Genomic DNA, 12944 nt, shown 5'->3' on the forward strand with positions numbered 1-12944 from the left:
TTGCGGCCGTGGTGGCGCCTGCCCGGGATGTCACGAGGGGAACCGCTCGGGGCGGAAATCCGCAAGCAGCTCGTCTCTCTTCCCGCTGAGGATCTCCGAAGCCAGCAGTCGGCCGATCACCGGCCCGAGCGTGATGCCGCTGTGGGAAACGGCCTCGTAGTAGCCCGGCACGGACGGCACCGCTCCCACCGAGGGGAAACCGTCGGCAGGGATGGGCCGGTCGACGATTCGGGTCTGTGCGATGCGGGAGTTGCCGAGCTCGGGGACGACGTGACACGCCGATTCGTGGAGCAGCCGTGCGAGCTGGCCTGGATCTTCGCCGGTGTCGATGAGCGCGTCGACCTCGCGGCTGTGGAGAACCACCGACGCGTCTCCGCCAGGACGGATCTCGATGTGAGGCGCGTGCATGGCCCGGTGAACGGGGACCTGCGCACAGTCGATCCGGGTGACGACGCCGGGTTCCCGGCGCATCGGCAAGTGCCGTGCGACGAACCCTGCGACGTGAGATGCGCTGGGGCCCGCCGCGTTCACGACGATGTCGACGTCGAGACGGCTCCCATCGGACAAAGAAACCGTCCGGATGCTCCCATCGGCACCGGTGCCGATGTCACATACCGCGTTGCCGGACCGGATCTCGGCGCCGGATGCGACGGCCTGGCCGACTAGGCGGCCGACGAGATGACGACCGTGCACCCAGGCTTCGTCGGGGTAGAACAGGACCGGAACCTCGTCAGAGATCGTGAGAGCAGGTTCGAGGCGGCTGTGGATCTCGGCCCCCGTGTACATCTCGACCCGGTAGTCCCAACCAGCCAGTAGTTCGGCTGTTTCCAGGAACTTCGCCTCCGCTGCGGGATCGTCCGCCCAGCGCAGGTGGCCGCTGGGATACCACCACGAGTCCGGCCCGATGGTCCCTGCAAGCTCACGGTGCGCTGCCATGCCCGCGACGTTCAGGTCGAAATAGGACTTGCGCACGGTCTTGTTGCTGGCGTTGACCCACGAGAAAGACCAGTCGGTGACGCCTTCGCCCGGCCGGCCCGCGTCGATGAAGACCACCTCGGCGCCGTGCCGGGACAGGCTCCAGCCCACACTCGCTCCGACGATGCCCACTCCGACGACTGCAACATGTTCAGGCCGCTTCACGGACCCGCTCCTCTCGGACGCGTCCGCCCGGGATCACGGGCGAACTCCCGTTTCCAGCTCGGGCACCAGCAGTCCTCTCGTCGTACGGCAAGCAGACGACAGTTCAGTCAACATGCCCTCCAGCACGGCCAGCCCCGGCTCCGCCACATGTCCCTCGTTGATCGGCTTCATACACCGCATGACGCTCCAACGCCCCGAGGAGTTCTCCCACTTCGGCGGCTTCACCCGACCGAGTATGGTCACGGTCATTGCGACGACTGAGGCGGTGCTGGATGCACTCGCGGAGCTCCGCGAGGACCTCGACACCGGTGCGTGGGCGCCGGATGAAGTACGAGCGGGTGTTGGCCGTGGCGGTGCGGGCAGAGGGCCGAGCGAGCGCGGATGCCGTCCGGGCCGGGCTACGCGTAGCCGGTCCGGACGTGACGTTCGGGCGGCTCGCGCCGGTCGTGGCCCGATGCGGGGCCTTGCTGGACGGCATGAGCCTCACCGGCGCGGAGGACCAGCGTGCGGTGCAGGGCGCCCTCGGTGAGCTGCTGGACCTGGTGGTGCTGGCAGGCCTGCGCTGATCTCCCCGGCGTCCTGGTCGATGAGCTGCCGTAGCCGGTCGAGGTGGTGCAGCAGGCGTGGGGTGCCCGGGTGGCGTGATCACAGCCTGTTGTGGAAGAGGGGGAGTTCGTGGCTGCGAGCGTGGAGGACTTCTTCGCCAGATAACGAGCCGGACGCATGCCCGGCCCTCAGGCCGGGAGGACCTGCACTGGCATCTTCTGTACGACCCAGCCCTGGTGGAAGAGCAACTCGTGGCTCCGTACCTGTAGGTTCGCATTTCGCGTGTCCTTTTCGCATTGGCGGTGGCGTTTCTCCGGCCCAAAGGACACTCCGGTGAGACGTACTCCGGTCTGATCGCTCACCCGTCTTGGCGCTGTTCACGCTCTCGACCTATGAAGAGGTCCTCTCCGACTTGATCGTGGAGGGCACGCGGTTGATCGGAATCGGGAACGTCGCTCGCCGTCCTTGCTGCGCAGGCGTGGGTCTCGGATCGCTCATGCTCCACAGGTGCGGAGTGATCCCGGCCCTGGATCCTGTTCGCCGCGGGCATGGCACACTTGGCGCGCGTGTCTAGTGGACATTCACGGGGAGTGTGGATGCTGGTGGAGCGGGTTCGTGCGTTATTGGCGCTGCCGTCCGCGCGTGATGGCGAGGCGCTGCCCGCGGTCGCCGACGTGGATGCGTATGGGGAATTAGCCGGGTCGCGGGGGCTCTACAGCCACGGGACGATTGTGCCTCCGCCGCATCCGCCGTGGTTGCGGCGGGAATTGGACGACGCCTTGGGCGAGCGCTCGATCGTGTTGCTCGCCGGGCCGAACCGGGCCGCCAAGTGGCGCGCCGGCTTCGAGGCCGTGTGCCAGGCGCTGCCCGGGGCCCGGCTGCTCGTGCCCCGGCTGGAGACGGGCGCGCTGGCCGAACTGCTGGATCTGCAGCCGCCGTTGTCGGGCGACGACGGCACCCTCGTCGTATGGCTGGAGGGGATCGAGCGCTATCTGGCGGCGCCGGATGCGCTCGGCGGCGACCGACTGGAACGGCTGCTCGGGCTCGGCCGGCGGGTCGTCCTGATGGCCACGGTGTCGGGGAATCTCTGGGAGATCATGCGTAAGTCGGAGGGTGTCTCCCGGGCGCTGGCCCGGCAGGTGCTCGACGCGGCCGTGACGATCGAGGTGCCGGGGCCTCGCGGGGACGGGGCCGAAGAGGAGACGTCCCCGGGCGCGGCGGCGGACTCTGTGCATACCGACGACGAGGCCGCGCCGCTGCCTCCGGAGGCAGCGGCCCTGGAGCGGCGCTACCGCGACGGGTACCTCGGCGGGCAAGCGGGCTGGCAGGTGGTCAAGGCCGCCGTCGACCGGCGGCGCGCCGGACTGTTGCGGGCCGCCACCGAGCCGGAGTTACGCGAGCTGGTCGCCGCCTGCGTGCCGTACGAGGAGCCCACGGACGACGCCTGGGCCGAGGCGCTCGACTGGGCCCTGGCCGGGCCCGACGGCGGGGCGTTGCTCAGCGAGCAGCCGAGGGCGGAGGCCACCGCCCCGCGCGCCTTCCAGCCGCATCCGCACATCGTCGCCCACGCCGATGCCCCCGCCGAGCCGCTGCCCGCGGATATACCCGCGGCCGCCTGGGAGTTCGTGCTGCGGCGCAGCGATGCGTTCGAGCTGATGCAGGTCGCCGCCGCCGCCGGCGAGCGCGGCCGCGCGGAGGTCGCGGAGCGGGCGTGGGAGCGGGCCGCGTCGAGCCTGGAACCGATGGTCGTGTCGGCGGCCGGGCTCTTCCGCGGCTCGGGGGCGGGCGTGAGACGGCGGGACGGCAGGGCGCCGGGCGGCCCGGCACGTCGGTCCGGCGGGAGCCGGGCTATCGACGAGGGCGGGGTGTTCGCCGCGGCCGAGCGGTCCAATCGGGCCCAGGAGATGGCCGAGCAGGGCGACCGGGACGGTGCCGTCCGCCTGTACCGCCAGGTGCTGACCGAGGACGACCCGATCGGCACGCCACTGGCCGGCCTGAACCTGGGCATGATCCTGCGGGACGAGGGCGATCTGGCGGGTGCCCGGTCGGCGTACGAGAGGGCGCTGACCTGCTGCACCGCGCACGGCGACCCGACGGGGATGCACGGTGAGGTGGCCGGTCGCCTTGGGGCCGTGCTGGCAGACCTCGGCGAACGCGAGGCGGCCCAGCGGATGTTCGAGGTGGCCGTCGACTCCGGGCACAGGCACGCCAAGCCGCGGGCGCTGGTGTGGCTGGGGGACCTGAAGCACGAGGACGGCGACGTCGCCGGGGCCATGGCCGCGTACCGGGGGGCGATCGATGCCGAGGACTCCGCGCTTGCCGCGGCCGCCAGGTTCAAGCTGGCCATGCAGATCCAGGACACCGATCCCGAGGAGGCGCTTACGCACTACCGGCACGTGGCCGGCACGGCCGGAGTGCCGGGCGTTGTCACCGCCGAGGCCGGGCTGCGTGCCGGCCGGATGCTGCTCAGCCGCGGAGATGCGGCCAGCGCCCGCGAGGCGTACCAGCGGGCCGCCGCAGGCGGGGAGTCCGAGTCCGCGGTGTGGGCGACGCTCGAACTCGGCGCCCTGCTCGCGGAGTCCGGCGAGCTCACCGCAGCTGCGGCCGCTCTGCGGGACGCGGTCGACTCCGGGCACCCCGAGGCCGCCTCCTTGGCAGCGCAGGGCCTCGCGTACACGCTGCAAGAGCTGGGCGATCTGCGCGGCGCGCTGGAGGCGTGCCGGATGGTCACGGAGAACAAGGCCGGAGTCCGGGTGGCGGAGGTGCTACTGCTCCAGGGTGATATCCACCTGCAGCTGCGGGAGGGGAAGGACGCGGCCGCCGCCTATTGGCGGGTGATGGTCAACGGGGATGAGCCCACGGTGCGGCTCGCCCAGGAGCGGCTGAGGATGATCGGTTTTGGTGGCGACGACTGAGCTGCTGAAGGAGATGGCGGCGGCGCTGGCGGCGTACGGCTTCACCCCGGCCGGACAGACCGTCTACCAGGACGAGTTCGGTGACGGCACCGGCACGGTGGGCTGGCTGCGGCTGCGCACCGAGCCGCGCCGGTCGCCGGAGGACGACCACGACTTCCTCGTCGTCTACAGCGAGGCGGAAGGGACCTGGTCGCTGGCCGGGCCCGGCGCCGAGGCGAGCGCGATCGCCGCCACCGCCGGCGTCGATGCGGCGGCCCGGGCGCTGGCGACGGCGGCCGCGCGGGCCGGCGGATCGGAGCCGGCCGCGCGGATGCTGCCGGACTGGGCGCTGATGGCGCTCGGCGCGGCCGCGGTGCAGGTGGTCGTCCCGTTCGTGCAGACCGTCGTCGGCAAGTCGGCAGAGGATGCGTACGCGGCGCTGCGCATGTGGCTGAGCCGCCGCCGTACCGCCGTCGACGAGGCACCGGCGGAAGCGTCCACGGCCACCGAATACGTCTCCATCGCCGACCCCGACGAGGACATCCAGCTCATCGCGCCCGACCCGGTGCCACCCGCGGCGTTGCGCCGCCTAGTCCACCTGGACGTCGCCGAGCTGCGCGGGCGGACCTTCATCTGGGACGAGAGCAGGCAGGAGTGGTTCCCGTGCCGCCGGAGCCCGTGACGGACGACCTCGGCCGCCTCGCCGGGCGGCTGCGCCGCTACACGGACACCGACGACCCGAGCGTCATCCTCGATCCGGCCGCCGGACAGGAGGCCGCGGGCGCGCTGCGCAGGGCCCTGCGCGCTGCCCCCGACGAGCTGTGGACCGGCCTCAACCTCACCGGCTGGCTGTTCTGGTGCCGGGCGGCGGCGATCACCGGACCGGAGCGGGAGCGCGAGGCGCTGCTTGCCCTGGCGCTGCTCGGCACGGTGGGCGAGTTCGACCCGGCGGCGCTGCCGGAGGGGTTCCCGCACGAGGCCGGGTCCGGTCCGGAAGGGGAGTCGGACCGCGTCGGCCGCCTCACCACGCTGGCCCTCGCCCCAGCCATCGAGACCGGCGAGCGCGATCCGACCGCGCTCCTCGCCGCCGCCGTCATCTGCCGGGCCGCCGAGGCCGTGGCCAAGACGCCGGACGAGCGCGCCCGCTGCCTCGGCAACCACGCGCACGCGCTGCTGCTCTTGTACGAGGCCGACGGCGATCCGGAATCGCTGCCCCTGCTCATCCACACCGCGCAGCGCCTGGCGCAGGCCACGCCGCCCGGAAGCGAGCCGCACGCCCTCGCACTCGGCCGCCTCAGCCATGCCTACCGGCTGTACTACGACGTGGGCGGCGAACTGGCCGCACTCGCCGCGGCTGTGGACCACGCCCGCGCCGCCGTGCGCACCCTGCCGCCCGGAGCCCCGGCCCGGGTCGACCGTACCGGCGCCCTCGTGGAACTGCTGCAACTGCGCCACACCGCCCTCGGCGACACCGACTCGCTGCGCGAGGCGCTCCGGCTCTCCCGCGAGCTGCTCGCTCAACTGCCTACCGGGCATGCCGCGTCCGCCCAGTCGCTGAGCACCCTCGGCGGACAGCTGGCCGGGCTGTGGGACCGGGACCGAAGCGCAGGCATCTCGCCGCTGGACGAGGCCATCGAGGCGGGCCGTGCCGCGGCGGCGCTGGCGGAGCCCGGCGCGGAGGAACATGCTGGCATCCTCGCCGAGTTGGCCCTCTGGCTGTCCTGGCGGGCCGGGGAGACCCGGTCGGCGGACGACCTCGCCGAGTCCCTGGCCTGTGCCCGCCGGGCCGTCGCCGCGGCTCCCGAAGGGCGGGTCCAGGGCGTCGCGTCCGCGGCGTTGTCGGCGAGCCTTTACGCACATCACGTACGCACCGGGGATCCCGCGCTGCTCACCGAGGCGATCGACACGGCCCGGGCGGCGGTGGCCGCGGCGGACGCGGCGGAGCTGCCGGAGCGCCGCTTCACCCTCGGTACGCTCCTCAACAACCGCTTCGTCAGGACCGCCGCCGCGTCGGACGGCCGGGAGGCCGCCGACTGTCTGCGTACGGCCGCCCGCTCGGACCGGCTGCGCCTGCTGCGCCGCGCCCGCGGCGCCTGGCACGCGGGCAAGCTCGCCAACACCCTCGAGGAGTGGGCGCAGGCCGCCGACGATCTGGCCCTGGCCATCGCCCTGCTGCGCGAGCTCGCCGGCCCGCACCTGGGCGCCCGGGACCGCGAGCGACTGCTGGCGGAGTTCGCGCCCCTGCCCACGCTGGCCGCCTCCGCCGCCACCAACGCGGGCCGGCCGGAGCGCGCGGTGGAGCTCCTCGAGCACGGCCGCGGCGTGCTGTACGCCGACGCGTCGGCTCTGCGCGAGCACGCGACCCGGCTGGCGGCCGCGGCCCCCGGGCCGGCCGCGGACCTGGAGCGCACCTCGGAAGCGCTGCGGACCGAACGCGACCCGGGCCGACGCCACCGCCTGGCGGCCCACCGCGACGCCCTGACCGCCCGCATCCGCCAACTCCCGGGCTTCGAGCGCTTCCTGGAGCCCCCCGCCCTGCCGGAGATTCTGCGCGGCTGCGCGGCGGGCCCGGTGGTGGTCCCGCTGCTGCAGGAGGGCGGCTCCATGGCGCTGATCGTGACGGCGTCGGGCGTGCGTCTCCTCCCGCTGCCGGACCTGACGGCCAAGACGCTGCGGCAGCTCGGCCGCGACATCCTCGGCGGCGCCGACACGGCGCTGGACGCGAAGCTGCCGGTGACGCGGCGGATGCTGGGCGAGTACGCGATATCGGCGGGGCTCGCGCTGCTGTGGGACGTGGTGGTGGGGCCCGTACTGGAGGAGGTGGCGATGCCGGCGGACAGGGGAGCGGACGGCGCACGGCCCAAGCTGTGGTGGTGTCCCACCGGCCCGCTCTCGATCCTCCCCTTCCACGCGGCCGGCCGGCACGAGTCGGGGAACGCACTGGACCTGGTCACGTCCTCCTACACCCCGACCCTGCGGGCGCTGGCCCGCACCCGCCCCTGGCAACCGGCGCCGGACACCAGGCCCCTGGTGGTCGCCCTGCCGCGGACCCCCGGGAGCACGGTCGCGCTGCCGGCGGCCGACCTGGAAGCGGCGTTGCTGACCACGCTCTTCCCCGGCTGCCGGCTCCTGCGCGGGCCGGCCGCGAGCCGCGGGAACGTCACGGCGGCGCTGCCGGACCACGAAATGGTGCACCTGGCCTGTCATACGGGCCAGGACCGGGATCGCGACTACGAGTCCCACCTCCTGCTCCACGACGGCAAACTCCACCAGCCCGACCTCCCGCTGACCGGCACCCGCCGCGGCGGGCTGGCGTTCCTGTCGGCCTGCGGCACCGCGCTGAGCCGGCTGGACCTTCCCGACGAGTCGCTGAGCCTCCTCAGCGGCTTCCACGCGGCCGGCTTCAGCCAGCTGATCGGCAGCCTCTGGCCGGTCGATGACCACGCCACCACGCGCATGGCGGAGGCCTTCTACACCAACCTCCTGCCCCCGGCCCGGATGACCGCGGCGGCGGCACTGCACGCCGCCGCCCGTACCCACCGCGACCGTGAACCGGACCGCCCGTCGCGGTGGGCGGCCTACCTGCACGTGGGGCCGTGAGCCGCCGCGCCCCGCCAGGTCAGGCTGCCTCGGCGCGGGTCGTCGTCGCGGGACGCGTGCCCAGGTGTAGCAGTTCCAGCGCCCGCTCCGTCGCATCCGCCAGGTTCTCGTGGGCCGCTGCCAGTGCCTCCGGCAGGGATGCCGGGCCCGGGAGGGTGCCGGTGTACGCGTCCACCCCCACCGCCCGTACGTCCCGCGCCCCGCCCCGATCGTGCCCGCCGGCGCCAGCACGGGCCGGCCCGCCGCCTTCGCCCGGCGTGCCGCCTCCGCCGGGACCTTCCCCGCGGGGTCTGGTGGTCGAGGGCGCCCTCCGCGGTAATCTCCAGATCCGCCGCCGCATGGCGCGCGTCCAGGTCCAGGTGATCCAGCAGCACCTCGAAGCGCAGCCGCAGCTGCGCGCCCAGCGCCGCCAGGCCCGCGGCCAGACCGCCTGACGCTCCTACGTGGCTGGTAGAGCAGCGATACCGCGCAGTTCTACCTGCTGTGCTGGGTCTGGCACGTCTGCGCCGCAAGCTCCGTGCCAACGCCGCCTGACGAGAGCATGTCGCGTGATGAATCCGTCCGCTCGCAGGGGTGCTGGCCTAGTACTCGGAACCCGGGCCAGCGTGCAAAGGCTCACCCGGTAGCACTCCGAAACGCCAACGACGGGACAAGAGTCCTCCCGAGCCCGCAGACTCGGGGCACAAAGAAGGACCCAAGAGGACAAGATCGTGAGACGAAATGACGTGTCCCCGGGATGAGACAGCCGCGAACAGCCAAGGTCAGTGCGGCGGAACAGGACATTCCCAATGAGGGCCTACACCGTACCCGCAGGTTCGCATCTCCCGTGCCCCTTTCTCATTGATAGTGGCCTCTGTCAGGCCCAAGGGACGACGCGGTGAGACAAGTTCTTTGTGATCTTTCTTCGTTGCTGTGCTACGCCTCCGTCTCGATCTACGCAGCGGTGGCCCACTGGTGTAGGTTCCGGCCATCGTGTCGGAATTTTGATCTCGATATCGGATCGGCGGCGGATCTCCGGAGTAGAGAGCCTGCGACACGAAGCGCGGCCGCCGACGCCACCGCCAAGACGTTTCGTAGAACGCCACACCGGGATATTGGCGGCGGTACGAATTCCCTGGGGTTCGGGATAGCCATCAAGCGCCGGTATGGATGTATCCCGCCCACAGGAGAGGCAGGTTCGGAAGTCTGCAGCGGAGGGAACGGACGCAGTGGTGCAGAGCCACGGCTGCGCGATCCGTGTCGAGATGGCCTGACGCAGTGGTGAGGCCTCGGTAGAACGAGTCCGCCACCTCGACGGCCATGCGGTCCTGGATCGGCCACAGAGTGCCGATCACCTGGCGGAAGCCGAGCAGTTGGAACGCGGTGGTCAGGTGGATCGACTCGTTGACCAGCTTCGCGGAGCCGGTGAGCGCGGTGACGCACGCCGAGAGATACGCGAGGTCGGCGTGGTCGAGGTGGGCCGAGGCCAGACTTGCGACATTGAGGGGATCTCGTGCGAAGTCCTCCAGGAAGAGCTGGCTGAGGAAAGGATCGTCACCGTGGACTGCACCGTGGCACGCGAAGTGGGCGATCGAGGCGTCGGCCAACTCCTCGAGGACCCGGGCCTTCGTTGGCAGGTGCGCGGGGGCGTTGGCCGGGTCCAGCAGCGTCTCCGCCAGCTCGCGCGGCGAGGTGCTGCCGGTCAGCACGACCGGTCGCGGCGTCCGGTCTCGGACAACTAAGGACTCGGCCTGGGCATGCGGCAGTTCGGACAGCGCCACGGTGAAAGGCATGGCCACGATGAGTGCCTTGCCCGCCTCGTTGAGCGGAGCCGGCCGACGGCGGGCATGGCGCAGCGCCCGGAGAGTGGGAACGTAGGAAGAGACGACCCGCTCCAGTGCGCTGCGGTGCTCGCCATCAGCCGGTGGATGTCCAGCGGCATGCAGCGGCAGCAGGCCGAGGATTCCGCCCGGCGCCCACCACACCCGGGGCCAGTTCTCCCCGGATGCGGGCGGGCCCGTGAAACCGAGCGCGTCGAGGGTGGGGCCGACGGCGATGTCCCACAGCTGTCGCAGGACCCCGGAGAGGGTGTGCTGGGCGTCCCGACGCTCCCGGCGGTCCGCGTCGGCCGTGGTGCGCGGCAGTGCCTCGTGGAACGTGCCGACCATGTCGAACAGCGCGTTCTGGGTGAGTGCCGGTAGCGGCAGGTGGGTGACCTTCTCCCCGGTGACGAGGAGGGCGTCGCAGCGATGACTGCTGATGTTGAAGAACACGACTGGGCCTTGCTCAGCCTCGGCGCGGAGATCATCCGCCGATTCCGGTGGCTGGAGGAACGATGTGAAGCCATCAAGGGATCGGATGGCGTCCAGCGTGGCCGCGAACTCGGCGGAGAGCACGTGCCGGTCGTCGGCTGTATCGGGCCTGATGGATGGCGGGACAGACGTCGCGGCTTGGTTCATTCGTTTACTCAAGTCCGCCAGTTTGCCCGCCAGTTCAGGATGCGAGGCCCGCAGCAGGGTGAGGTCGCTGCGCGTGTTCAGTGCGTGGCCGAGGATGACGGCCCGTCCCGTCTCGACGAGACGCAGGGCCTTGACGGCGTAATCCTGCGCTCCCGTGCCACCTTTCGAAGTCGTCTCGCCGGCGGTGAGGGCGAGTGCGACGGCGTCGTCGGTGAGCCGGGAGAAGTTGCTCAGCTGCTCCTGCTGGTCGGTTCGATGCAGGCTCTGGGAGGCCAGCTCGGGCAGCAGGTCGACCGCGCCCGCCAGGAGCTCTGCGGCGAGTACGGGGTCTTGCTCGGCTGTCAGCCAAGCGGCTCCTTTGGCGGCCTGGATCCGCCACCAGGCCGGGGCTGACGGTGCTTGCGCGGCTCGGCTCAGAACGGACACGGCCTCGTGGCGGTCGTCCTCACGGCTCGTCACGGCATGCCGGGCAGTCAGCGCTCGGCCGAGGTTGCCGAGGAGGACCGCTCCCTCGGGCTGGTCGACCGGTGTCACGGCCGAAGCCTGGTAGAGGTCGGAAATGGCCTGGTCGAGATCTGCTTCTTGCCCGGTCAGTTCGTATCGGAAAATCAGGGCCGCGCCACGGTTGCCTTCGTGCAGCGCCCTGTCACGTTGATGGGCCAGCGGCGTGACTCGCAGAGCGGCACCGTACGCGGTGATGGCTTCGTCGATGTCCTCGCGTGCTTTCGTGTGCTCGAATCGCCGGGAGAGCGCGTTACCGAGATTGCCATGAAACCGCGGACGGTTGGCATGCTTCTCCGGCAGGTCTTGAAGTGCCTGACGGAGTATGTCGATCGCCTCGTCCAGAGTGGCAGGGTCCTGAGTACGTACGTGTCGATGTAAGAGACACAGGCCCAGGCTGGACCGGTAGATCGCCGCTTCGTTGCTGTCGTCCACCGCGGCCTCGATCCCGTCGCGGAGGAGCTCGACCGCCTCGTCGAGAGCCGATTCGTCCCCGGTGCGCTCGAAGCGGTGGCGAAGGGTTTGCCCCAAGGAGGCCAGGTGCACCGGGAGCGGCGAGGACTGGGCCTGGATGCAGCGGCGAAGCGCTGTGACTGCCGCGTTGAGATCGTCGATATCACCGGCCAGCTCGTAACGCGCGCGCAGTGCGATTCCCCGCGTGTGCATGTAGGCGGGCCGAGCGGGTGTCTCGTGTGGCGACCTTTCGACCAGCGGCGCGGTGAGCCGAACCGCCTCCTCGACGTCATCGGGGTCCCCGCCGCCGTCGAAACGTGTGACCAAGGCGAGGGCGAGGGTGGCGGCAACATGCCCCTCGGGGTCCGGGATCAATCCCTTTCTGGCCGCGGCGATGACCTCCTCCAGATCTCGTGTGGCACCGGTGAGTTCGAAACGCGCGACGAGGCCGCGGCTCAGCGCGTAGGCCCGGACCGATGTGGCCTCCAGAGCCGGTGGCGTGGCGTCCAGCGTCGCCCGCAGGAGTTTGATGGCGCTGTCCAGACGGTCATGGCTTTGTGACTGTTCGAAAAGCTGAAGCAGGCGCAGTCCCACTTGGAACAGGACTTCAGGGTCTGTCCGCTCGGCCGGCCCGGCGTCGACGGCCTCCTCCAGACTGGCAGCGGCATCGGTCAAGTCCTTGCCCACGCCGTACACGTTGTAGCGAGTGAGGAGAGCAGCAGCAAGGCCGTACAGGTTGGCCAGCCCGTACAGGTTGCCGGAGTTGACGCCGCCGCTCGCCACAGCAGCGGCGTGTGCCTTGGTGAACTGGAGGATGCTGGCGTCCAGCACTGCCGGGTCGCGCTGGAGCTCGAAGCTGCGGTGCAGCGCCGTGCCGAGGAGGCTGCGGTAGACCTGCAAGCCTTCGTGGTAGTCGTCCGGCACGGCCGCGACGATGCGCCGCCAGAGCCTGACCACTGCGGTGATCGTTTCCGGGTTCGGAATGTCGAGTGCCTGATTCAGCAGATCGGTCGCTGCGCCCACGGACGCCACGGCGATGTTCGGCAGCAGTTCCGGAATCGGCTCGATCTCTGCCAGGAAGCACGGTACGAGGAGTTCGACGCACCTGTGCAGATCCTCTGTGCCTTGCCCCTCAGGTAACGCCAGGTGCCGGAACCAGTGCAGATAGCCCAGGGAGATATACGCGTCCATCGGAGCCGTGGGGCCGAGGGCCCGAGCCAGGCGATGCGCTTCCACCAGGGCTTGAGGCTCCGAGGCGGCCGCGACAGTGCGCTCACGCGAGATCCTGGCCAGCCTCAACTGCACCGCGCGCAGCGCATCTTCGTCCGTCACCTGTGAGAACCCCCGGGAGCCGACGTCAGCCGCGACCCCA

At 71.1% G+C, this 12944-nt stretch carries 6 protein-coding genes and 1 pseudogene; 4 read left to right on the forward strand and 3 right to left on the reverse strand.

Features of this window, described 5'->3' with window-relative positions; all coding sequences use genetic code 11:
- Window positions 1–30: 30 nt before the first annotated feature.
- Window positions 31–1140, reverse strand: coding sequence for an FAD-binding oxidoreductase (locus PBV52_RS02210; protein WP_274236555.1), 1110 nt, complete (start codon window positions 1138–1140; stop codon window positions 31–33).
- A gap of 308 nt (window positions 1141–1448) precedes the next feature.
- On the opposite strand from PBV52_RS02210, the gene PBV52_RS02215 reads away from it, so the two are divergent.
- The 4 genes from PBV52_RS02215 (at window position 1449) to PBV52_RS02230 (ending at window position 8180) form a co-directional block, all read left to right on the forward strand.
- Window positions 1449–1706, forward strand: a complete 258-nt coding sequence (locus PBV52_RS02215) for a hypothetical protein (RefSeq protein ID WP_274236556.1) — start codon at window positions 1449–1451, stop codon at window positions 1704–1706.
- A 747-nt stretch (window positions 1707–2453) separates the two neighbouring features.
- Entirely contained in the window at window positions 2454–4601 is a 2148-nt protein-coding gene (locus PBV52_RS02220) for a lipopolysaccharide assembly protein LapB (protein ID WP_274236557.1), read from the forward strand.
- The gene (locus PBV52_RS02225) at window positions 4588–5262 is read left to right on the forward strand and encodes a hypothetical protein (RefSeq protein ID WP_274236559.1); all 675 of its coding nucleotides are present in this window, start codon (window positions 4588–4590) and stop codon (window positions 5260–5262) included. Before PBV52_RS02220 ends, PBV52_RS02225 begins: the two co-directional genes overlap by 14 nt.
- The gene (locus tag PBV52_RS02230; protein ID WP_274236560.1) at window positions 5244–8180 is read left to right on the forward strand and encodes a CHAT domain-containing protein; all 2937 of its coding nucleotides are present in this window, start codon (window positions 5244–5246) and stop codon (window positions 8178–8180) included. Before PBV52_RS02225 ends, PBV52_RS02230 begins: the two co-directional genes overlap by 19 nt.
- Window positions 8181–8199: 19 nt before the next feature.
- Here PBV52_RS02230 and PBV52_RS02235 read toward each other — a convergent pair.
- Both PBV52_RS02235 and PBV52_RS02240 read right to left on the reverse strand, forming a co-directional pair.
- Window positions 8200–8620 (reverse strand): annotated as a pseudogene (locus PBV52_RS02235) (glycerate kinase); the annotation flags it as partial.
- A gap of 693 nt (window positions 8621–9313) precedes the next feature.
- A complete protein-coding gene (locus PBV52_RS02240; RefSeq protein WP_274236561.1) occupies window positions 9314–12904 on the reverse strand; it encodes a CHAT domain-containing protein in 3591 nt (1196 codons plus the stop codon).
- Window positions 12905–12944 lie beyond the last annotated feature (40 nt).

The sequence above is a fragment of the Streptomyces sp. T12 genome (assembly GCF_028736035.1).
Classification (GTDB): Bacteria; Actinomycetota; Actinomycetes; order Streptomycetales; family Streptomycetaceae; genus Streptomyces.